Consider the following 21298-nt stretch of genomic DNA (forward strand, 5'->3'; position numbering starts at 1 on the left):
ACTGTGGAGGAGGGCGGCCGTGCGTGCATCACGGGGGATCGTCGGCATCGCGCTCGGGCTCGGTGCCGGGCTGGCGTTCGGCGTGGGCGGCGTATTCGTCAAGCCGCTGCTCGAGGCGGGCTGGTCGCCCGGAGCGGCGGTGCTCGCGCGCATCTCGATCGCGGCCGCGCTGCTCGTCGTCCCCGCACTGATCTCCCTGCGGTTCGACCTCAGGCCGCTCTGGCGCGCCCGCTGGACCGTGCTGCTCTACGGCGTGGTCGCGGTCGCAGGCGTCCAGTTCGCGTTCTACGCGTCCCTCGAACGCATCCCGGTGTCGATGACGCTGCTCATCGAGTACCTCGCGCCGATCGCGCTCGTCCTGTTCGCGTGGGTGAGTTCGAGGCGCAGGCCGCAGCTCATCGTCCTCGGCGGCTCCGCGCTCGCGCTGGCCGGGCTCTGGCTCGTGATCGGCCCCGGCGGCGGCGACCTCGACCCGCTCGGCCTCGCGTTCGCCGCGATCGCCATGATCGGCGTGTGCGTCTACTACGCGATCGGCGAGCGGGCCACCGAGCAGCTGCCCCCCGTCGCGCTCATCGCGGCCGGCTTCGTCGTCGGCGCGATGGCCCTCGGCATCGCGGGGCTCCTCGGGCTCATGCCCATGGAGGCGGCGCTCGTCGACGTCGCGTTCCTCGGCGGCAGCGCCCCGTGGTGGGTCCCGCTGCTCACGGTCGGCGCCGTCTCCACGGCATTCGCGTACTCGGCGGGCATCGCCGCCATCCGCCTGCTCGGGTCGCGCGTCTCGTCCTTCCTCGGGCTCTCCGAGGTCATCTTCGCCGCGATCGTCGGGTGGATCCTCCTCGGCGAGGCGCTCGGACCGCTGCAGGTCCTCGGCGGGGTCCTGATCCTCGGCGGGATCGTCCTCGTCAAGCTCGAGCGCTCGCCACGGGATGCCGCCACGCTGGTGGCGGACCCGGAGGTCCTGCCGGTCCCGGCCGACGCGACGATCGACCCGCCCGTGGACCCGCCCGCCGAGCCGTCCGTCGAATCGCGCGCGGCGCTGCCGACCGGCCCGGTCTCCACCTCGGCGTAGGCTCGGGCCCATGCGATTCGGCCTCGTCATCCTCCCGCAGTACGACTGGCCGGAGGCCGCGCGACGGTGGCGTCAGGCCGAGGACCTCGGGTTCGACCATGCGTGGACCTACGACCACCTCTCCTGGCGGGGGCTGGCTGGGGAGCGGTGGCACGCCACGGTCCCGACGCTCACGGCCGCGGCCATGGTCACCGAGCGGATCCGGCTCGGCACCTTCGTCGCGAGCCCCAACTACCGCCATCCCGTGCCCTTCGCGAAGGACGCCGCGACGCTCGACCAGGTCTCGGGTGGGCGCCTGATCCTCGGCCTCGGCTCGGGCGGCACGGGCTTCGACGCCTACGTGCTCGGCCAGTCCGAGCTCTCCGCGCGCGAACGCCATGAGCGGTTCCGCGAGTTCACCGAGGCGCTCGACGTGCTGCTGCGCTTCGAGCGCGGCTCGGGCGAGGGCATCTCGTACTCGGGCGACCACTACTCGGCGGTCGCGGCGCGCATGGTCGGCGAGCCGGCCCAGGAGCCGCGCATGCCCTTCCTCATGGCCGCGAACGGCCCGCGCGCGATGCGACTCGCCGCGCGCTACGGGTCCGGCTGGGTGACCACCGGCGGCGGAGACCTCGACTCGGATGCCGCGTGGTGGGACCACCTCGCCGAGCTGTCCGCGCGCCTCGACGGCGCCCTCGCGGCCGAGGACCGAGCGCCCGGGGAGTTCGACCGCGTGCTCTCGCTCGACGGCGACACCCGGTACTCGATGGCGAGCCTCGGCGCGTTCGAGGATGCCGTCGGCCGCGCCCGCGAGCTCGGGTTCACCGACGTCGTCTCGCACCGGCCGCGCGAGCACGGACTGTACGCCGGCAGCGAGGCGGTGCTCGAGGACATCGCGACCCGGTTGCCATCGCTCCGCTGAGCCCGCCGGTGCCCCGCCGCGCACGGTCGGATCCGCCGGGTAGCCTGTCGTGGTGTCCGCGCCCCGCTTCGTCTCCCCGCTCCGCTGGGAGCCGCTTCCCTACCTCGTCCTGGTGGCGCTCCTGCTCTTGACCGGTCTCGTCCGCCCCGACAGCGGAGTGTGGCTGGTCGTGCTCCTCGTCGCGATCGCGCTGACGGCGGCGTGGGGCGTCGTCGCGTTCGTGCGCGAGCGGCGCATGCGCAATCCCGACCCGATGGGCGACCTCACGAGCCTCGACGGGATCGAGGTCGTCGACGCGGCGCCCGTCGCGGCCGGGGTGCGCAGCGTCGTGCCGGTCGTCGACGTGCACCGGCACCAGCCCGCCATCGACCTCGCCCGCCTCCACGGCGGAGCGACGCAGTCCGCGGTCCTCGTGCCGCGGGCGCGCCGCTGGCTCTCCCCGAGGTACCGGATCGGGGTGCAGCTCGTCGGCGGCGACCGGCCGCGGCACGCGGGGTTCCTCGGCGAGGCGGCGGAGGCCCGCTGGCGCGACGCGCTGGACGCGCTGCGCTCGTCGCGCGGAGCGTACGTCGGGGTTCCGGCGGTCATCGAAGGGTCCGCCCGCCCGTACCGGGTCGACGTCGACCTGAGCGGGCTCGGCGCGGTCGTCGGTGGCGGCGATGCACCGTCCGCGCTCGCGGATTCCTGAGGAATCATCGCGCTCATAGTCGGCCGAACCGGTGAAGTCAAGACTGTTACCGGGGGAGACCCTCCACGTAGTCTCGCCGGAAGGGCGCCGCCGAGGGCGCCCTCCGACAAGGAGAGACGATGTATCGATCTACGAGGCTTTCCCGCCGCGCCGCCGTGCTCGCGACCAGCGCGACGACGGTCGCGGCGCTGGCCCTGGTGCCCGCCGGGGCCGCCTTGGGTGCGCCCGGGGGCAACTCCTGTGCCAACCAGAACAACAACACGATCGCGAAGCTGCTCCAGTGCGTCGACGCGGACGGTGCAATGGAGCACCTCGCGGCACTGCAGGCGATCGCGGATGCCAACGACGGCAACCGCGCCGCCGGCACGAGCGGCTACGAGGAGAGCGTCGAGTACGTGGTCGACACGCTCGAGGCCGCCGGCTGGGACGTCTCGATCGACGAGTTCCCGTACACCTACGTGGGCCCGTCGACGCTGACGCAGCTGACGCCGATCTCCGCCGAGTACGCGACCGGGCCGTACACCGGCAGCGGCGCGGGCGACGTGACCGGCACGATCATCCCGGTCGACCTGCAGCTCGGTGTCGGCAACGCCAGCACGAGCGGCTGCACGGCCGACGACTTCGCGGGCCTCGACTTCTCCGGTCCGGCCGACATCGCCCTGATCCAGCGCGGCACCTGCCCGTTCGCGGACAAGGCGCTGAACGCGGAGGCCGCGGGCGCGGAGGCCGTGATCATCTTCAACCAGGGCAACGACACGTCCGACGCGCGCAATGGCCTCATCGTCGGCACGCTCGGCGGTTCGAACGTCGTGGGCATCCCCGTCGTCGGCGCCAGCTACGAGCAGGGCGTCGCCCTCTCGCAGGCCGGCTCGACCGCGAACATCTTCGTGCCGGCTCCCGAGTCGCGTCCGCAGAAGAACGTGATCGCCGAGAAGACCGGTGTGAACGACGACAACGTCGTGATGGCCGGCGCGCACCTCGACTCGGTGCAGGCCGGCCCCGGCATCAACGACAACGGCAGCGGCTCCGCGTCGCTCCTCGAGCTGGCGGAGAACCTCAGCAAGCTCGAGCCGCAGAACACCATCCGCCTCGCGTGGTGGGGTGCGGAGGAGTCGGGCCTGATCGGTTCCGAGGAGTACGTCGCGGAACTCAGCCAGGAGGAGCAGGACCGCATCGCGCTGTACCTGAACTTCGACATGGTCGCCTCGCCGAACTACATCTTCATGGTGTACGACGGTGACGAGTCCGGTTGGCTGGCGCCCGCGGGCGTTCCGATCCCCGACGGCTCGGTCGAGATCGAGAAGCTCTTCGAGAGCTACTACACCTCGGTCGGTGAGCCGTACGACGACGCGCAGTTCAGCGGTCGCAGCGACTACGACGCGTTCATCCGCGTCGGCATCCCCGCCGGCGGCCTCTTCACCGGCGCCGAGGTCGTGAAGACCGAGGAGCAGGCGTCCATCTGGGGCGGCACGGCCGGTGCGTCGTACGACCCGTGCTACCACCAGGCCTGCGACACGATCGACAACGTGAACGAGCACGCGCTCGACGTGAACGTGGACGCGATCGCCCTCGCGGTGCTCGCGTACTCGTACTCGACCGAGTCGGTCAACGGCGTGGCGGGCGTGAAGGTGCCGGGCGGCCTGAAGCTGCCCGCACCGGCCGGGCCCGAGGGCACCATCGGCGGCAACGCCGGCGGCCTCGACCCCGACCTCGTGGGTGAGGACGGCCACCACCACGGTCCGCACGAGACCGAGTAGTCGTCTCTCGTTCGACCCGACCAGCGGGGCCCGTCGCGTCAGCGGCGGGCCCCGCGCTCGTGCGCCAGACTGGGGCGGTGCAGACGATCGTCAAGCGGCGGGACGACGCGCCCGAGGGATTCTTCGAGGCCGAGGCGGCCGGGCTCGCCTGGCTCGCGGAGGCCGGTGGCGCGCGTGTCGCCGGCGTCTCGGCGGTCGGACCCGGATGGATCGAGCTCGAGCGCATCGACGAGGTGCGACCGTCCCGCGAGGCGGCGGCCGCGTTCGGCGCGGCGCTCGCACGCACCCATGCCGCCGGTGCCGACTCGTTCGGGGGCCGCCCCGACGGATGGCACGGCAGGCTGTTCATCGGTCGCCGGGCGATGCCCGCCGCCTCCGAGGCCTCCTGGGGGACCTTCTATGCGCGCGACCGTGTGCTGCCGTTCGTACCGGTCGCCGAGGACGCCGGGAACCTGACGCCCGCCGAGGCCGCGCTCGTCCGGCGGGCGTGCGACGCCGTCGCGACGGGCGCGTTCGACGACGGCGAGCCGCCCGCGCGCCTGCACGGCGACCGCTGGAACGGCAACGTGCTGTGGTCGGCCGACGGCGTCGTCCTCATCGACCCGGCCGCGCACGGCGGTCATCGCGAGACCGACCTCGCGATGCTCGCGCTCTTCGGGTGCCCGTTCCTCGCCGAGGTCCTGGCGGCGTACGACGGGCTCACTCCGTTGCACGACGGATGGGAGGAGCGCATCCCGCTGCACCAACTGCATCCGCTCGCTGTCCACGCCGCCGGGCACGGCCGCACCTACGGGATCGCGCTCGCGGAGGCCTCGAAGGCCGTGCTGGACCTGGCCGGATGACGTCGGGAATACTTCGACGGGGTCATCCGTTCTGGTCAATTGCATGCAAAAGCATGGAACGAGAGAAGGAGCCCAGGAGGGCGACATGCAGTTCGGAATCTTCACCGTCAGCGACATCACGCAGGACCCCACGACCGGCCGCACCCCGAGCGAGGCCGAGCGGATCCAGGCGACGCTGACCATCGCCACGCACGCGGAGGAGGTCGGTCTCGACGTCTTCGCGCTCGGCGAGCACCACAACCCGCCGTTCTGGTCGTCCTCGCCCACCACGACGCTCGCGTACATCGCCGGGCAGACGAGCACCCTGCAGCTCTCGACCGCCACGACCCTCATCACCACGAACGACCCGGTGAAGCTCGCCGAGGACTACGCGATGCTCCAGCACGTGTCGAACGGTCGCGCCGACCTCATGCTCGGTCGCGGCAACACCGGGCCGGTCTACCCCTGGTTCGGCAAGGACATCCGCCAGGGCCTTCCCATCGCGATCGAGAGCTACGAGCTCCTCCACCGCCTCTGGCGCGAGGACGTCGTCGACTGGGAGGGCAAGTTCCGCACGCCCCTCCAGGGTTTCACCTCGACGCCGCGCCCGCTCGACGGCGTGCCGCCGTTCGTCTGGCACGGCTCGATCCGCACCCCCGAGGTCGCCGAGCAGGCCGCGTTCTACGGCGACGGCTTCTTCGCCAACCACATCTTCTGGCCGGCCTCCCACACGCAGCGCATGATCGCGCTGTACCGCCAGCGCTACGAGCACCACGGCCACGGCACCGCCGCGCAGGCGATCGTGGGCCTCGGCGGCCAGGTGTTCATGCGGAAGAACTCGCAGGACGCCGTGAACGAGTTCCGACCGTACTTCGACAACGCGCCCGTCTACGGCCACGGCCCGAGCATGGAGGAGTTCACGCAGCAGACGCCGCTCACCGTCGGCAGCCCGCAGGAGGTCATCGACCGCACCCTCGGCTTCCGCGACTACGTCGGCGACTACCAGCGCCAGATGTGGCTCATCGACCACGCGGGCCTGCCGCTGAAGACCGTCCTCGAGCAGCTCGACCTGCTCGGCGAGGAGGTCGTGCCGGTGCTCCGTCGCGAGTTCGCGAAGGACCGCCCGGCCGACGTGCCGGACGCGCCCACGCACGCCTCGCTCGTGACGGCGAAGTACGGTGACGGCGCACCGCGCCAGGCCACCCCGAACGCCAACCGCGGGGACAACCTCACCCTCGGCTCGCCCTACCAGGACGGCCCGGCGGCTCCCGCGCCCTCCGGCTCGGCCTTCGGGCCGGCCGCGACCCGGACGGCAGGTGCGCGATGACCACCAGGAAGATCGTCGTCATCTCGGCGGGGCTCTCCACGCCGAGCTCGAGCCGCCAGCTCGCCGACCGGCTCCTCGCCGACAGCGCGAACCTCCTCCAGGAGCGCGGCGTCGAGGTCGAGGCGCAGGTGTTCGAGCTGCGCGACCTCGCGCACGACATCACCAACCACCTGCTCATGGGCTTCGCCCCGCCGAAGCTCGAGGAGGCGCTCGACGCGGTCGCGTCGGCCGACGGCCTCATCGTCGTCACGCCGATCTTCACGACGAGCTACGCCGGGCTCTTCAAGTCGTTCATCGACGTGATCGACCCGCAGTCGCTGACCGATCTCCCGGTGCTCATCGGCGCCACGGGCGGCACCCCGCGCCATTCGCTCGCGATCGACTACGCGATCCGGCCGCTGTTCACCTACCTGCACGCCATCCCGGTCACGACCGGCGTCTTCGCCGCGACGAGCGACTGGGGCGGCGGCGGCGACGGCGTTCGATCGCTGCCCGACCGCATCTTCCGCGGCGCGACCGAGTTCGCCGACCTCGTCGAGCGGACAGACCGCAGCGAGATGGTGAGCGACCCGTTCGCACTCGACCGCCCGATGGGTCACCTGCTCGGCGGCCTCGCGGGGGAGTAGGCAGCAGGGTTCCAGGCGAGCGGATGCCGCGGCCGGACGTGTTCCGGACGCGGCATCCGCTTCGTCGTGGGCGCCCCGTTCACCGGCGACGACGGGTGGAGACGACGCGGATCGCGGTGTCGACCGCGAGCCCGAGCGTGATCGCCACCGCGACCGAGACGGCGATCGCGAGCACCGGCCGGTCGCCGAGCGCGGCGCCGACGAGGCCGCCGACCGCGACGTTGTAGAGCGCCCAGCCGAGTCCAGCGGCCGCGGCCAGCGGGGCGTAGCGCGCGAGCGGGATGCGCGCCGCGCCGGCGGCGAGGTTCACCGCGATGCGCGCGAACGGGATGTACCTGGCCGTGAAGACGAGGACCGCGGTGCGGCGCTCGACGGTGGCGCGGACCCTGGAGATCGCCGCCGCGACGCGCGGGCGTCGCTGCCAGGACCAGCGATCGACGCCGGCCCAGCGTCCGATCGCATAGCACGCGAGGTCGCCGACGAGGGCGCCGACCGCGGCGGTCGCGACCACGAGGGGCAGCGCCGGGTTCCCGGTCGCGCCGGCGATCGCCCCGAGCGCGACGACCGCCGTCTCGCTCGGCAGCACGACGAGGAACGCGTCGCCGACGACGAGGGCGAACAGCACCGGGAACAACCACGGCGACCCGGCAACGGCGGCGATCCACTGGCTGTCCACGCCGGCGTGTCTAGTCGACCCGGGTGAACGGAATGCGACGTGGACCACGGTGTCCACGCCGCGCGAGCTCGGGGGCCGGCGGACGCGGTCCGCCGGCCCCCACGGCCCATCGGTCAGCAGGTGACCGAGTAGTAGAACGCGCCGTCCTTCGGCGCGCCGGTCTCGCGATCCTGGAGGTACACGAAGAACTCGTTGATGTACGTGTCGCTCATCGTCGCCGACGCGACGAGGTCCGAGTCCCACGGGGTGACGTCGTACGAGCAGAACTCGAGATCGTGGTCGACGGCGAGCGCGTAGAAGCCCGGGATCGGCGTGTCGTCGCCCCGCCAGATGCCCCAGAGCGTCGCACCGCCGGCGGCGAGCCCGCCCTCGGTGGTGATCAGGCCGTGGTCGTTCAGCACGAAGTAGCCGGTGACGTCGATGAGCAGGTGGATCGAGCCCTTGTACGGCCTCGCCTTGAGCTCGTACGACGCGCCGGGCGCACCGATCGGCAGCACCGTCGCGTCGCCGATGTCGGTGCCCGTCGTGAAGGTCAGCGCGGTCGACGCAGGCTCCGGCGTGTTGTACGCCCATGCGCGCAGGAAGCCGTTGCCGACGGGCGCGACCGCCTTGAGCGCCGCCTGCACGGCCACCGCGTTCTCGGGGATGCCGCAGCCGGTCGACGAGCCGCCCTGGCTCTTGAGGCTGGACGAGCCGGTGACCTTGAAGTTCCGAACGCTTCCCGATGCGATCTTGCCGCCGGTCGACGAGCGGGTGTCCGCGACGCGGCACGGTGCGACCGGCACGAACGTCGTCGCCTCGTTGCCCAAGTACCCGGCGGCGGCGGCCGCAGTCGCCGTCGACTGCTCGGCGGCGACGGCCTCGGACTGGAGGTCGGCGATGGCGGCATCCGAGTACTCGCGCATGGTCGAGGTGGTCGGCCCCTCCGCGAGGTCGGGCCGCTCGGTGCCGACGACCGGTCCCATGGCGAGCGCCCCGGCGGTGACCGCCGCGGTGACGGTGGTGAGTCCCGTGACGAGGGCGGCTGCCGTGCGCCTGGAAAGTGTGATCAATGCGTGCTCCACTGTGTTCGCCAGGAGCCCGACGCATGCGTCGAGCCGAGCTGGACATCTTCGTCGACCAGTCGGTCTCAGCGGATCCTACGGTCTGCCGGACGACGCTCTCCGGTTGTCGGGCGAGTTCGTCATCGATCCGTGATGAAGGCGGTTCGGAGCCGAGGAGCGCTCGATTCCTGGCGTCGAAAAAGCTGAGAATCCCTCATTCAGGGGGTTCACGCGGTGCATCGCGCGGAGTAGCGTCGACATCGGGAGCGCGGCTTCGGCCGCACACGCCTCTTCTCTCGCCCTACCGGGTCAACCGACGCGCGCGAGCCGCGGTCGCATCCGCTGCCATCGATCGCAACCCGAGAGAAGAAGAGATCATGTCCATCCGTCGCGCACTCGCCGCGCTGGGCGCGGCCGCCGTGCTCGTGCTGGCCGGTGCGGCCGGACCCGCCATGGCGGGCAACCCGCACTTCATCAAGAACGCGACCTCCGCGCACCTCGACGGCGTCAACCTCGTCGTCGACTTCAAGGAGGCCGGCCTCGAATCCGGCTCCATCGAGACCGTCGTCGCGAGCGCGGACCTCAGCGCCACGTACTCGTGCGTCAACGGCGGCAACAACGTGCCGTCCGATCCCAAGAAGACGACCATCGACTCCCGCATCTCCGAGAGCGGCGAGTTCGAGGCCGCCAAGAACGGCAACATCGTCGGCTCGCTGACGCTCATGCCGACGCCCGCCGACGTCGCGCTCGACTGCCCGCCCGGACAGACGGCGACGCTGTTCTCCGTCGTCTGGTCGAACGTGACCGTCGAGGACCTCGACAGCGGCGCCTTCATCGCGGTGAAGGGCACCTTCAGCGCGCCCTGATCCTCAGCACGCCGCGAGCCGGGACGGAGGCACCAGCCATCCGTCCCGGCTCGTCGCCGGATGCGGCCGTCGGATCAGTCGTCGAGCACGAACGTGACCTCCAGGGTGACCGACCACTCGACGACGCTGCCGCCCTCGACCTTGACCTTCTGCTCCTTCACCCACGCGCCTCTGACCCCGCGCAGCGTCTCGACGGACCGGGCGATGCCCACTGCGACCGCGTCCTCGAAGCTCGTCTCGGAGAAGGCCGTGATGGTGGTGACTCGTGCGACCGATGACATGTCGTTCCCCCTCGAACGATTCCGGACGCATCGGAGCATGCGTCCGTCTCCCATCATGCGCCTGCCCCGCGGGCGCCGCGAGGGGTTGACCCGTTCGCGACCGGCGCGCGAACGGCATCCGTCGCCTCGGTGAACCCTCGGCGGACGACGGCGTCTCGGTTCGCGTCGCGCGCACGGGCCGCCCCATGCTGGCCGCGTGAGAGTCGCACTGCTCGCCGAGTCGTTCCTCCCGCACATGAACGGCGTCACGCATTCCCTGCTGCAGGTGCTCGGGCACCTCGAGCGGCAGGGCCACGAGGCGCTCGTCCTCGCCCCCCGATCCGGTCCCGTCGACCACGGCCTGCACGGCGCCCGTGCGGAGTTCCTCCGGTCGGTGCCGATGCCCGGCTACCCGGAAGTCCGCATGACCTTCGCCGGCGCCCGCCGACTCGCCGCGATGCTCGCCGGCTTCGCACCCGACGTCGTGCACCTCGCGTCGCCGTTCGTGCTCGGCTGGCAGGGCGTCCTGGCCGCCGAGCGCATCGGCGTTCCGAGCGTCGCGGTCTACCAGACGGATGTCCCGGCGTACGCCGAGCGGTACCGCGTCCCCGGCGCGGCCCCCGCGCTCGCGAACCACGTCGGTCGCCTCCACCGTCGCGCGACCCTCACCCTCGCGCCGTCCTCCGCGGCGATCGCGCAACTCGAGGGGTACGGCGTCGAGCGCCTGCGGCGCTGGGCCCGCGGCGTCGACACCGACCGGTTCCGGCCCGAGCGGCGCTCGCTCGACTGGCGGCGCCGGTACGCGGCCGACGACGAGGTGCTCGTCGGGTACGTGGGCCGGCTCGCGCCGGAGAAGCAGGTCGAGGACCTGCGGGCACTCTCGACCATCGACGGCGTGCGCCTGATCGTGATCGGCGACGGACCGTCGCGGCCGGCGCTCGAGGGGATGCTCCCGGATGCCGCGTTCACGGGCTTCCTCGGCGGCGACGCACTCGCCGAGGCGATGGCGAGCCTCGACGTGTTCGTCCACCCGGGCGAGAGCGAGACGTTCTGCCAGACCGTGCAGGAGGCGCTCGCGAGCGGCGTACCGGTCGTCGCCACGGGTCGTGGCGGTCCGGTCGACCTCGTGAGCTCGAGCCGCGACGGCTGGCTCTACCGCCCGGGCGACCTCGACGAGCTGGCGGCGCGGGTCCGCGACCTCGCCGGCGACGACTCCAAGCGGCGCGCGTTCGGGCGCGCCGCCCGCGAGGGCGTCGCCGGTCGGAGCTGGTCGGCGCTCGGCGACGAGCTCCTCGGCCACTACGAGCACGCCGCCGAGCTCCACCGCGCGGGGCGGGCGGGCGCGCCCGTCGGCGCTACGGCGTCCGTGGTCGAGCGGATCCGCCCGCCGGCGCACGTTCCCCCCGAGGCCGGAATGGATGCCGGCGCCGCCGTCGACGGACCGGGCGTCGACGGCGACGAGCGGATGCCTCGGCGCGGGCCGGACTCGGCCGGGTCCCCTCCCTCCTGGCGACGGTTCGTCGCCGTGGGCGATTCGGTCACGGAGGGGCTCTGCGACTCGTCGCGGATGGCGGCGGGGGAGTACCGCGGCTGGGCGGACCGCCTCGCCATGCTGCTCGCGCAGTCGGGCGACGGCATCGGCTACGCGAACCTCGCGGTGCGCAGCCGGCGCGTCGTCGATGCCGTCGACGTCCAGCTGCCCCGCGCCCTCGAGCTCGGGGCCGACCTCGTCACGGTGCTGATCGGCGGCAACGACCTGGTGCGGATCGGCGCTCGGGCCGAGGCGCTCGCCGATCGCGTCGGCGACGCCGTCCACGGGCTCCGAGCGGCGGGGTGCGACGTGCTCGTCGTGACCCCCTTCCTGCCGGCGCACGCGCGCCTCGGCTCGGTGCGCGATGCGTTCGAGCGGTTCGCCGAGCGCCTCGTCGTCCGCGCCGACGGCGCCGGCGCGAGGGTCCTCGACGCCTCGACGCACGGTGGGCTGACGGCGCGCGGCATGTGGGCGGAGGACCGCGTGCACCTGAACTCGTCCGGTCATCGGGCGCTCGCGTATGCGGCGGCCGACGTCCTGGGCGTGCCGGATGCCGCGGCGCTCGCCGGCCTCGACGCGGTGCTCCACGGCGACGTGGACGAGCCCGACGCGCCCCCGCTGCCGAACGCGGAGTGGCTGCTCCGGCACGCCGTGCCGTGGGCCGGACGACGGCTCCTCGGTCGCACGGCGGGCGACGGGCGCGTCGCCAAGCACGACGCCCTGGTGCACCTGCCGGGCCCGAGCGGCGAGCACGAGCGGCGCGGAATCCGCGCGTGATCGGGGCGTGCGCGGCATCCGCCCGCCCATGCCGTCGTGCCGCCCGCTAGGTCGCGACACGCCGGGCTGATAGGCTCGGCGAGGATGCCCACGCGGCATCCGCTCAATTCAACATGAGCTCGCGCCCGCTGTCGGGCGCTCGGAGCAGGCCGGCAGGAAGCTGGTCCCCTGTGGTGGCTTACCAAGCGAGAGCTTGGTGGACTTCTACTGGTGGCCAGCGCTGGCGGGTCATCGACGCGCTGAGATCTGCCTGTTCCCTGCTCCTTGTTCACCTCGCGCGCCACACGGGCGTGCGAGCCGAAACAAAGGAGAGAGACCTCTTGGAAGGTCCTGAAATCACGTTCGCCGAGACGACCATCGACAACGGTCGCTTCGGCACCCGCATCATCCGGTTCGAGACCGGTCGCCTCGCGCAGCAGGCGCAGGGCTCGGCCGCCGCGTACATCGACGACGAGACCATGCTGCTCTCGGCGACCTCGGTGTCGAAGCAGCCGAAGGAGCACTTCGACTTCTTCCCGCTCACGATCGACGTCGAGGAGCGCATGTACGCCGCGGGGCGCATCCCCGGCTCGTTCTTCCGCCGCGAGGGTCGCCCCTCGACCGAGGCGATCCTCACCTGCCGTCTCATCGACCGTCCGCTGCGCCCCTCGTTCGTCGAGGGCCTCCGCAACGAGGTCCAGGTCGTCGTGACCGTGCTCGCGATCGAGCCCGACGAGCTCTACGACGTGCTCGCGATCAACGCGGCGTCGCTCTCGACGCAGCTGTCCGGCCTGCCCTTCTCGGGCCCCGTCGGCGGCGTGCGGGTGGCCCTCATCGACGGCCAGTGGGTGGCGTTCCCGAAGCACTCGCAGCTCGAGGACGCGGTCTTCAGCATGGTCGTCGCCGGTCGTGTCGTGACCGAGGCCGACGGCTCGCAGGACGTCGCGATCATGATGATCGAGGCCGAGGCGACCGACAACGCGTGGAACCTCATCAAGGCCGGTGCCGTGAAGCCCGACGAGACCGTGATCGCGCAGGGCATCGAGGCGTCGAAGCCGTTCATCAAGCAGCTCGTCGAGGCGCAGCAGTCGGTCGCGTCGACCGCAGCGAAGCCCACCGCCGACTACCCGACGTTCCCGCCCTACCAGAGCGAGACCTACGACGCCGTCGCCGGGCTCGCCTACGACGAGCTCAAGGGCGTCTACCAGATCGCCGGCAAGGTCGAGCGCCAGGACGCCGACGACGCGCTCAAGGCGCGCGTCAAGGAGGCCATCGCCGCCAAGGTCGAGGCGGGCGAGCTGCCCGAGTCGGCCAACGGCGAGGTGTCGGCCGCGTACAAGTCGGTCACGAAGCTCGTCGTCCGCTCGCGCGTGCTGTCCGAGGGCGTCCGCATCGACGGCCGCGGCCTGGCCGACATCCGTCCGCTCGACGCCGAGGTCCAGGTCATCCCGCGCGTGCACGGCTCCGCCATCTTCCAGCGCGGCGAGACCCAGATCCTGGGCGTCACCACGCTGAACATGCTGAAGCTCGAGCAGCAGATCGACTCGCTGAGCCCGGTCACCAAGAAGCGCTACATGCACAACTACAACTTCCCGCCGTACTCGACGGGTGAGACGGGTCGTGTGGGTTCGCCCAAGCGCCGTGAAATCGGCCACGGCGCCCTCGCCGAGCGTGCGCTCGTGCCGGTGCTGCCGACGCGCGAGGAGTTCCCCTACGCCATCCGCCAGGTCTCCGAGGCGCTCGGCTCGAACGGCTCGACCTCGATGGGCTCGGTCTGCGCCTCGACGCTGTCGCTCCTGAACGCCGGTGTGCCGCTGCGCGCGCCGGTCGCGGGCATCGCGATGGGCCTCATCTCCGACACCGTCGACGGTGAGACCCGCTACGCGGCGCTCACCGACATCCTCGGCGCGGAGGACGCGCTCGGCGACATGGACTTCAAGGTCGCCGGCACCTCCGAGTTCGTCACCGCGATCCAGCTCGACACCAAGCTCGACGGCATCCCCGCCTCGGTGCTCGCGGGCGCGCTGACCCAGGCGAAGGAGGCGCGCACCACGATCCTGCAGGTGCTGAACGCCGCCATCGACGGCCCCGACGAGATGGCGCCCACCGCGCCGCGCGTCATCAGCGTGCAGATCCCGGTCGACAAGATCGGCGAGCTCATCGGGCCCAAGGGCAAGACGATCAACGGCATCCAGGACGACACCGGCGCCGAGATCTCGATCGAGGAGGACGGCACCGTCTACATCGGCGCGACCGACGGCCCCACGGCCGAGGCCGCTCGCGCCGCGGTGAACGCGATCGCCAACCCGACCAACCCCGAGGTCGGCGAGCAGTTCCTCGGCACGGTCGTGAAGATCGCCGCCTTCGGCGCCTTCGTCTCGCTGCTGCCCGGCAAGGACGGCCTGCTGCACATCTCCGAGGTGCGCAAGCTCGCCGGCGGCAAGCGCGTCGAGAACGTCGAGGACGTGCTCGGCGTCGGTCAGAAGATCCTCGTCGAGATCACCAAGGTCGACGACCGCGGCAAGCTCTCGCTCGCGCCCGTCGTCGCGGAGGAGGCCGACACCAACGGCCGCGCCGCGACCGGCGAGCACGCCGAGGCTCCCGCCGAGGGCGCCGACGCGTAAGCGCGGATCCCGCCACCGGATGCCCGTCCCGACTCGTCGGGGCGGGCATCCGTCGTCTCCGGAGCGGAGCCGGAGCCGGAGCCCGTCGCCTATCCGCGCGTGTCGGCCGCGGCCGAGACGATGCCGCGCATGACGTTCCAGTAGCCGACGGGCGCCACCCGGGTGACGAGGTCGCTGAGGCGGGAGTCCCGGCCGATGAACACGCGGGGACGGCGCCGCACGATGCCGTCCACGATGCGCTCGGCGGCCTGGGCCGGCGTCGTGCGGTAGAGCGCGGCCTGCGCGTCGGCGGCGCGTGCGGCGGCGCCCGGCGCGACGGCGGCGGCGACCCGGGCGTGGTGGATGATGCCGGTCTGCACGCCGCCGGGGTAGATGGCCGACACCGAGACATCCGTCGCCTCGAGTTCGTGGCGGAGGGCGTCGGTGAACCCGCGGACCGCGAACTTCGACGTGACGTAGGGCACGCGCCCCGCGGGCGCGGCGAGGCCGTAGAGGCTCGACACGTTCGCGATGTGCGCGTCGCCGGCCTCCGTGAGCGCGGGCAGGAACGCCTTCGTCATCGCGACGGTGCCCCAGAGGTTGATGTCGACGACCCAGCGGAACTCCTCGAGCGTGGCCTGGTCGAAGCTGCCGAGCATCGACACGCCCGCGCAGTTGAGGAGGATGCTCGGGGCGGGCTCGTGGGCGGCCGCGACGGCGGCGGGGAGCGCGCCCACGGCGTCGAGGTCGGCGAGGTCGACGACGTGCGTGCTGGCGGCGGCGCCGCGGTGGCGCACGTCGTCGGCGACGACCTCGAGGGCGCCCGCGTCGCGGTCGACGAGTGCCAGTGCGCACCCGCGGTCGGCGAGCAGCTCGGCCGACGCCCGGCCCATGCCGCTCCCGGCTCCGGTGACGACGGCGAGCCGGCCGTCGAGCTGCAGGGGACGTCGGCGTGCCATGGTGCTCCTTCGCGGGGGTGTTCGGGCAGTACACCCTGACACGCCACGGCCGCTGGGCCAAACCCGAGCGGTGCCCGCGATTGCGTCCACCGCGTGGGCGCGACTACATGAGCGTCAGGCGGGCGGCCGCGTGGATGCGGGCGTTCTCATCGGTCGCGGCGCGGGACGCCGACTGCTCGGCGAGAGCGCGCAGCATCCGCTCGCGATCGGTGCGACGGATGGTGCGACGTCGACCCCATCGCGCGAGCGCCAGGCCCGCACGCACGGCGAGCTCGGAGAGACGGCCCGACGCGGGGGAGAGGGTGAGGGCGTTCATGGCCGGTCCGTTCCATCGGTCTCGGATGCCTGTCCGCGCACGAGCGGGAAGGCGTTGACGTGGATCTGCACGGGGCGCGACCCGGGCGATGGCGACCGCTTGTACGCATCGATGTACCTCTTCAGCACGACGTCGATGTCGGTCACGAGCCCGTGCAGCTGGTCGGGCGTCAGCTTCAGGTTGATGGTGTCGGAGGTCGCGATGTCGAGCCAGTCGCTGCCGAACACCTCCTCGCCCGTCGTCAGGAACTCGCGGAAGTTCTGCTCGCGCGACCGGAACCACTCGTCCTCGACGAGCTTGACCGCGAGTCGGTCGGCGCTGCCCGGCGGCAGGCTGCGCGCATCGGGGATCGCGATCGACCCCGGGCGCCGTTCCCACCAGCGCTCGCGGCCCTTGCCGCGGCCCTCGATCTCCTGCACGAGGCCGGCCTTCGCGAGCTGCCGGAGGTGGTAGCTCGTCGCGCCGCTCGATTCGCCGAGCCGCTCCGCGAGGCCGCTCGCCGTGAGCGGGCCGTACGTCGAGAGCTCGTCGTAGATCTGGACGCGCAGCGGGTGCGCCAGGCTCTTCAGGCTCTCGGAGGAGAGCACGTGATCGATGCCCGGGTGCCGGGTGCTGCTCGGCCGGGATTCGAGGTCGTTCGTCGGCTCGTCCATGGATGCAAAGGTACCTATGCAAAGAAATGTTTGCAACATATTCTTTGCAGAGAGTTCTTTGCAGGAACGTGCCGTGGAGTCAGCGGTCGAGGAGCGGCGCCAATCGATACGGGATGAGCTCGCCCATCGCGAGCGAGGTCTCCGTGCGCTCGACGCCCTCGATCGCGAGGATCTCCTCGTCGATGCGGAAGAGGTCGTGCGCATCGCGGCAGACGACGCGCACGAGCAGGTCGATCTGGCCGGAGAGGCCGTGCGCCTGGATCACCTCGGGGATTTCGGCGAGGGCCGTCACCACGTCGGCGAGCACCTTCTGCCGGGCGTGCACGGCCACGAACGCCTCGAGCGGGTAGCCGAGCGGGCTCGGATCGATGCTCCGCTCGAACGAGAGGAATGCGCCGGATGACTCGAGCCGCGCCATCCTCGCCTGGACCGTGTTCCGACTCATCCGCAGCCGTTCGGCGAGGGCGACGACCGTCGCCCGCGGGTCGGCGGCGAGGGCCCTGAGCAGTGCGCGGTCGACGGGGTCGTAGCCGGTCATACCGCCACACGTTAGCACCGGAACCGGGCCATCCACCATGCAACATGCTCAACGCGACGCTCGTTGCTTGAGCCGAATGCCAGATCGTCGTACCCTGCGAGTACCCGGCATCGGCGCCGGTGCGAGGCTGCCCACAAGGCGGCCGAGCCGACACGGAGGTTCGACGATGACCCCTACCGACCGAGAGGCGACCGGGCTGCTCACCCGCCCCGACGACCTCGTCCGACTCCTCGACGCGACCGGCGGTCGCCACGCGAACCCCGAGTTCGATCCGTGGGTCGCCGACGTCGACGTCGATGCGCTGATCGGGCTGCACCGCGACATGGTCGTGGTCCGCCGGCTCGACGCCGAGGCCACCGCCCTGCAGCGACAGGGGGAGCTCGGCCTGTGGCCGCCGCTCGCCGGCCAGGAGGCCGCGCAGATCGGCTCCGCCCGGGCCCTGCACGACGACGACTTCGTGTTCTCCAGCTACCGCGAGCACGCCATCGCCTGGCTGCGCGGCGTCCGCCCCGACGAGCTGCTCAGCGTGTGGCGCGGCTCTGCGGCATCCGGCTGGAATCCGTTCGAGAAGCGGATGGCGATCCCGAACATCATCATCGGGGCGCAGTCGCTGCACGCCGTCGGCTGGGCGATGGGCGCCCGCTGGGAGGACTCGACCAACGCCTCGATCGCCTACTTCGGCGACGGGGCGACCAGCGAGGGCGACGTCAACGAGGCGCTCGTGTTCGCCTCGAGCTTCGACGCGCCCGTCGTCTTCTTCTGCCAGAACAACGGCTGGGCGATCTCCGAGCCCGTGGGGCTGCAGTCGAAGCAGCCGCTGGCGCGTCGCGCCGACGGCTTCGGCATGCCCGGCATCCGCGTCGACGGCAACGACGTGCTCGCCGTCCTCGCGGTCACCCGATGGGCGCTCGACCGCGCGCGCCGCGGCGAGGGACCCGCCTTCATCGAGGCCGTGACCTACCGCATGGGCCCGCACACGACGGCCGACGACCCCAAGCGCTACCGCACCGACGACGACCTCGCCGAGTGGCGCGAGCGCGACCCGATCACGCGCCTGCACGCGTTCCTCGCGGCATCCGGTGCCGACATGGAGGCGGTCGACGCCGATGCGAAGGCCGCCGCCGACCGCGCCGCGGCCGAGCTGCGCGCCGGACTCACCGCCATCCCCGACCCGGAGCCGATGAGCGTGTTCGACCACGTGTACGCCGAGCCGAACAGCCACCTCGAGCGCCAGCGCGAGCGCTACGCGCGGTACCTGGCGATGTTCGACGAGGAGGGCGGGCGATGACCACCATCACCTTCGGCAAGGCCATCAACGAGGGGCTCCGCCGCGCGCTCGCCGAGGACGACAAGGTCGTGCTCCTGGGCGAGGACATCGGGACGCTCGGCGGCGTGTTCCGCATCACGGACGGGCTCAAGGCCGAGTTCGGCGAACAGCGCGTCGTCGACACGCCGCTCTCCGAGGCCGGCATCGTCGGCACGGCGGTCGGGCTCGCGTACCGCGGATTCCGCCCGGTCGTCGAGATCCAGTTCGACGGGTTCGTCTACCCGGCGTTCGACCAGATCGTCGCGCAGGTGGCGAAGCTCCACTACCGGTCGCGCGGCAGCGTGAAGATGCCCATGGTCATCCGGATCCCGTTCGGCGGCGGCATCGGCGCGGCCGAGCACCATTCGGAGTCGCCCGAGGCGTACTTCACCCACACCGCCGGCCTGCGCGTGATCGCGTGCTCCAACCCGGCCGATGCATACGTCATGATCCAGCAGGCGATCGCGAGCGACGACCCGGTCGTCTTCCTCGAGCCCAAGCGCCGCTACCACGTCAAGGGCGAGGTCGACGTCGAGGCGAACCTGGCCGACGCGCGACCCATGGGGGTCGCGACCACCGTCGCCACCGGCGACGACGTCACCCTCGTCACTTACGGCGCGCTCGTGCAGGTCGCGAAGGATGCCGCGACCGCCGCCGCCGAGGAGGGCGTGTCGATCGAGGTCATCGACCTGCGCTCGCTCTCGCCCGTCGACTACGCCACGATCGAGGCATCAGTGCGCCGCACCGGGCGGCTCGTCGTCGCGCATGAGGCGGGAGAGCAGGGCGGCGTCGGCGCCGAGATCGCCGCGTCGATCACCGAGCGCTGCTTCGAGTACCTCGAGGCGGCCCCGGTGCGCGTGACCGGCCACGACATCCCCTACCCGCCGGCCAAGCTCGAGCAGTACCACCTGCCCGACCTCGACCGGATCCTCGACGGCGTCGACCGCGCCCTCGGCCGGCCGAACTCGCTCTCGGAGGTGGACGCGTGAGCATGATCCGCGACTTCGCACTGCCCGACCTCGGCGAGGGACTCACCGAGTCCGAGATCGTCGCCTGGCGCGTCCAGGTGGGCGATCACGTCGAGCTGAACCAGATCATCGCCGATGTCGAGACGGCGAAGGCCGTCGTCGAGCTGCCGTCGCCGTTCGAGGGCACCGTCACCGCGCTGCACGCGGCCGAGGGCGAGACCGTGAACGTCGGCGAGAAGCTGTTCTCGTGCGACACCGGCGGCGGCGGGACGGCGTCGGCCGAGTCGGCGTCGGCCGAGTCGGCGACGACCGGCGCCGCGGCGGCCGGTTCCACCGTGTCCGAGCCGGCTGCGGAGGCCGCCGCACCCGCCGAGGCGCGCGAGCCCACGCTCGTCGGCTACGGCGCGGGTGCCGACCGCGGGCCGAAGCGCCGGGCGCGGCGACTCGGCGGCGCGGTGCTGAGCGAGAATCTCGTGCCGGCACCGCCCGAGCACGATCGCATCGAGCCCGACACGGCGACGCACGCCGGCCCGGAGGGCGATGGCACGGGTCGCGGCGAGCGACCGCGATCGACACCGCCCGTGCGCAAGCTGGCACGCGACCTCGGGGTCGACCTCGAACAGGTCGTCGGCACGGGCGAGCGCGGACTCATCACGCGATCCGACGTCGAAGCCGCGGCATCCGCGACGACTGGCACACCGCCGACCGACCGTCCGGCCGGTGCGGCCCTCGTCGCGCGCGAGGCCGCGCCCGACGAGACGCGCATCCCGATCAAGGGTGTCCGCAAGCACACGGCCGCCGCGATGGTCCGGAGCGCGTTCACCGCGCCGCACGTCACCGAGTTCCTGACGGTCGACGTGACCGCGACGATGGAACTCCTCGCGGGCATTCGCGTCGACCGTGCGTACGCGGGCCACAAGGTGACGCCGCTCACGGTCGTCGCCAAGGCGCTCTGCATCGCCGCGGCCCGCACGCCCGAGGTCAACTCGCGCTGGGACGAGGACGCGCAGGAGATCGTCCGATTCGGTGGCGTGAACCTCGGCATCGCCGCGGCGACCGAGCGCGGGCTCGTCGTCCCGAACGTGAAGGGCGCCGAGCGCATGACGCTCATCGAGCTCGCCGACGCCATCGCGCAGCTCGCCGAGACGGCACGGGCGGGCCGCACCGCGCCGGCCGACCTCTCGGGCGGGACCATCTCGATCACGAACATCGGCGTGTTCGGGATCGACGCGGGCACGCCGATCCTCAATCCGGGCGAGGCGGCGATCCTCGCGATGGGCGCGGTGCGCCGCACGCCGTGGGAGCATCGGGGCGAGATCGCGCTCCGCGACGTCATGACGCTCTCGCTCTCGTTCGACCATCGCCTGGTCGACGGCGAGCAGGGCTCGCGGTTCCTCGCCGACGTCGGTCGGATCCTCCGCGATCCGGGTCTCGCGCTCACGATGGCCTGAGCCGTACGGGAGGAACTTCCGAGTCCCGCCCGGCGTGTCGCGGCGCGACACGCCGCGGTGCGGCCTGAAGTTCCTCCCCGAGCCCCGAGCCCCGAGCCCCGAGCCCCGAGCCCCGAGCCCCGAGCCCCGAGCCCCGAGCCCGGAGCGCGGGGTGGCGGCCGGCCCCACCGGCGGGCACCATGT

At 72.1% G+C, this 21298-nt stretch carries 20 protein-coding genes; 13 read left to right on the top strand and 7 right to left on the bottom strand.

All coding sequences use genetic code 11. The features are described 5' to 3' along the window. The first annotated feature begins 19 nt into the window (after nt 1-19). The 7 genes from ABME02_RS17495 to ABME02_RS17525 all read left to right on the top strand — a co-directional run bounded on the left by ABME02_RS17495 (nt 20) and on the right by ABME02_RS17525 (nt 7189). Nucleotides 20-1069 carry an EamA family transporter gene (locus tag ABME02_RS17495; protein ID WP_353816643.1) on the top strand — a complete coding sequence of 350 codons (1050 nt, stop codon included), beginning with the start codon at nt 20-22 and terminating at the stop codon, nt 1067-1069. Between the two features lie 10 nt (nt 1070-1079). Next, on the top strand, nt 1080-1970 hold the full coding sequence (locus ABME02_RS17500) for an LLM class flavin-dependent oxidoreductase (protein ID WP_353816644.1): 891 nt from the start codon (nt 1080-1082) through the stop codon (nt 1968-1970). Nucleotides 1971-2022: 52 nt separating this feature from the next. After that, on the top strand, nt 2023-2658 hold the full coding sequence (locus ABME02_RS17505; RefSeq protein ID WP_353816645.1) for a hypothetical protein: 636 nt from the start codon (nt 2023-2025) through the stop codon (nt 2656-2658). A gap of 119 nt (nt 2659-2777) precedes the next feature. Continuing rightward, entirely contained in the window at nt 2778-4415 is a 1638-nt protein-coding gene (locus ABME02_RS17510; RefSeq protein ID WP_353816646.1) for a M28 family metallopeptidase, read from the top strand. A 77-nt stretch (nt 4416-4492) separates the two neighbouring features. Further along, nucleotides 4493-5257, top strand: coding sequence for a fructosamine kinase family protein (locus tag ABME02_RS17515; protein WP_353816647.1), 765 nt, complete (start codon nt 4493-4495; stop codon nt 5255-5257). An 85-nt stretch (nt 5258-5342) separates the two neighbouring features. Beyond that, nucleotides 5343-6563, top strand: a complete 1221-nt coding sequence (locus ABME02_RS17520; protein WP_353816648.1) for an LLM class flavin-dependent oxidoreductase — start codon at nt 5343-5345, stop codon at nt 6561-6563. Then, entirely contained in the window at nt 6560-7189 is a 630-nt protein-coding gene (locus tag ABME02_RS17525; protein ID WP_353816649.1) for an FMN reductase, read from the top strand. The genes ABME02_RS17520 and ABME02_RS17525 overlap by 4 nt, the downstream gene beginning before the upstream one ends. Nucleotides 7190-7268: 79 nt before the next feature. Here the strand turns inward: ABME02_RS17525 and ABME02_RS17530 are convergent, their stop codons facing one another. Both ABME02_RS17530 and ABME02_RS17535 read right to left on the bottom strand, forming a co-directional pair. After that, nucleotides 7269-7865, bottom strand: a complete 597-nt coding sequence (locus tag ABME02_RS17530) for a DedA family protein (RefSeq protein ID WP_353816650.1) — start codon at nt 7863-7865, stop codon at nt 7269-7271. 113 nt (nt 7866-7978) lie between these two features. Further along, a complete protein-coding gene (locus ABME02_RS17535; RefSeq protein ID WP_353816651.1) occupies nt 7979-8917 on the bottom strand; it encodes a hypothetical protein in 939 nt (312 codons plus the stop codon). Nucleotides 8918-9285: 368 nt separating this feature from the next. On the opposite strand from ABME02_RS17535, the gene ABME02_RS17540 reads away from it, so the two are divergent. Next, nucleotides 9286-9774: a hypothetical protein gene (locus ABME02_RS17540; RefSeq protein WP_353816652.1), complete on the top strand. Its 489-nt coding sequence runs from the start codon at nt 9286-9288 to the stop codon at nt 9772-9774. 74 nt (nt 9775-9848) lie between these two features. On the opposite strand, the gene ABME02_RS17545 is transcribed toward ABME02_RS17540, so the two are convergent. Next, nucleotides 9849-10055 (bottom strand): dodecin family protein, encoded by a 207-nt coding sequence (locus tag ABME02_RS17545; protein WP_353816653.1) that lies wholly within the window; start codon nt 10053-10055, stop codon nt 9849-9851. 196 nt (nt 10056-10251) lie between these two features. Here ABME02_RS17545 and ABME02_RS17550 point away from each other — a divergent pair, with 196 nt between their 5' ends. Continuing rightward, a complete protein-coding gene (locus ABME02_RS17550) occupies nt 10252-12342 on the top strand; it encodes a glycosyltransferase (RefSeq protein WP_353816654.1) in 2091 nt (696 codons plus the stop codon). A 320-nt stretch (nt 12343-12662) separates the two neighbouring features. Beyond that, a complete protein-coding gene (locus tag ABME02_RS17555) occupies nt 12663-14945 on the top strand; it encodes a polyribonucleotide nucleotidyltransferase (RefSeq protein WP_353816655.1) in 2283 nt (760 codons plus the stop codon). A gap of 89 nt (nt 14946-15034) precedes the next feature. Here the strand turns inward: ABME02_RS17555 and ABME02_RS17560 are convergent, their stop codons facing one another. The 4 genes from ABME02_RS17560 to ABME02_RS17575 form a co-directional block, all read right to left on the bottom strand. Further along, nucleotides 15035-15883: an SDR family NAD(P)-dependent oxidoreductase gene (locus tag ABME02_RS17560; RefSeq protein ID WP_353816656.1), complete on the bottom strand. Its 849-nt coding sequence runs from the start codon at nt 15881-15883 to the stop codon at nt 15035-15037. 103 nt (nt 15884-15986) lie between these two features. Beyond that, a complete protein-coding gene (locus ABME02_RS17565; RefSeq protein ID WP_353816657.1) occupies nt 15987-16199 on the bottom strand; it encodes a hypothetical protein in 213 nt (70 codons plus the stop codon). After that, nucleotides 16196-16852: an ArsR/SmtB family transcription factor gene (locus tag ABME02_RS17570; RefSeq protein WP_353816658.1), complete on the bottom strand. Its 657-nt coding sequence runs from the start codon at nt 16850-16852 to the stop codon at nt 16196-16198. The genes ABME02_RS17565 and ABME02_RS17570 overlap by 4 nt, the downstream gene beginning before the upstream one ends. 79 nt (nt 16853-16931) lie before the next feature. After that, nucleotides 16932-17390: an Lrp/AsnC family transcriptional regulator gene (locus ABME02_RS17575; RefSeq protein WP_353816659.1), complete on the bottom strand. Its 459-nt coding sequence runs from the start codon at nt 17388-17390 to the stop codon at nt 16932-16934. A gap of 166 nt (nt 17391-17556) precedes the next feature. Between ABME02_RS17575 and pdhA the strand changes: the two genes are divergently transcribed. The 3 genes from pdhA to ABME02_RS17590 are packed head-to-tail and all read left to right on the top strand — an operon-like array spanning nt 17557 to nt 21115. After that, entirely contained in the window at nt 17557-18678 is a 1122-nt protein-coding gene (gene pdhA / locus ABME02_RS17580) for a pyruvate dehydrogenase (acetyl-transferring) E1 component subunit alpha (protein ID WP_353816660.1), read from the top strand. Continuing rightward, entirely contained in the window at nt 18675-19685 is a 1011-nt protein-coding gene (locus ABME02_RS17585) for an alpha-ketoacid dehydrogenase subunit beta (protein WP_353816661.1), read from the top strand. The genes pdhA and ABME02_RS17585 overlap by 4 nt, the downstream gene beginning before the upstream one ends. A 2-nt stretch (nt 19686-19687) precedes the next feature. Then, nucleotides 19688-21115, top strand: a complete 1428-nt coding sequence (locus tag ABME02_RS17590; protein WP_353816735.1) for a dihydrolipoamide acetyltransferase family protein — start codon at nt 19688-19690, stop codon at nt 21113-21115. The last annotated feature ends 183 nt before the right edge of the window (nt 21116-21298 follow it).

It is taken from the genome of Agromyces zhanjiangensis (assembly GCF_040496055.1).
Lineage (GTDB): Bacteria > Actinomycetota > Actinomycetes > Actinomycetales > Microbacteriaceae > Agromyces > Agromyces zhanjiangensis.

What these genes read in the sequence shown, in the direction of transcription:
- ABME02_RS17575 (WP_353816659.1), bottom strand. Translation starts at nt 17,390, where the DNA reads ATGACCGGCTACGACCCCGTCGACCGCGCACTGCTCAGGGCCCTCGCC.
- ABME02_RS17590 (WP_353816735.1), top strand. Translation starts at nt 19,688, where the DNA reads ATGATCCGCGACTTCGCACTGCCCGACCTCGGCGAGGGACTCACCGAG.
- ABME02_RS17585 (WP_353816661.1), top strand. Translation starts at nt 18,675, where the DNA reads ATGACCACCATCACCTTCGGCAAGGCCATCAACGAGGGGCTCCGCCGC.
- ABME02_RS17545 (WP_353816653.1), bottom strand. Translation starts at nt 10,055, where the DNA reads ATGTCATCGGTCGCACGAGTCACCACCATCACGGCCTTCTCCGAGACG.
- ABME02_RS17500 (WP_353816644.1), top strand. Translation starts at nt 1,080, where the DNA reads ATGCGATTCGGCCTCGTCATCCTCCCGCAGTACGACTGGCCGGAGGCC.
- ABME02_RS17510 (WP_353816646.1), top strand. Translation starts at nt 2,778, where the DNA reads ATGTATCGATCTACGAGGCTTTCCCGCCGCGCCGCCGTGCTCGCGACC.
- ABME02_RS17520 (WP_353816648.1), top strand. Translation starts at nt 5,343, where the DNA reads ATGCAGTTCGGAATCTTCACCGTCAGCGACATCACGCAGGACCCCACG.
- ABME02_RS17560 (WP_353816656.1), bottom strand. Translation starts at nt 15,883, where the DNA reads ATGGCACGCCGACGTCCCCTGCAGCTCGACGGCCGGCTCGCCGTCGTC.
- ABME02_RS17540 (WP_353816652.1), top strand. Translation starts at nt 9,286, where the DNA reads ATGTCCATCCGTCGCGCACTCGCCGCGCTGGGCGCGGCCGCCGTGCTC.
- pdhA (WP_353816660.1), top strand. Translation starts at nt 17,557, where the DNA reads ATGACCCCTACCGACCGAGAGGCGACCGGGCTGCTCACCCGCCCCGAC.
- ABME02_RS17565 (WP_353816657.1), bottom strand. Translation starts at nt 16,199, where the DNA reads ATGAACGCCCTCACCCTCTCCCCCGCGTCGGGCCGTCTCTCCGAGCTC.
- ABME02_RS17570 (WP_353816658.1), bottom strand. Translation starts at nt 16,852, where the DNA reads ATGGACGAGCCGACGAACGACCTCGAATCCCGGCCGAGCAGCACCCGG.
- ABME02_RS17525 (WP_353816649.1), top strand. Translation starts at nt 6,560, where the DNA reads ATGACCACCAGGAAGATCGTCGTCATCTCGGCGGGGCTCTCCACGCCG.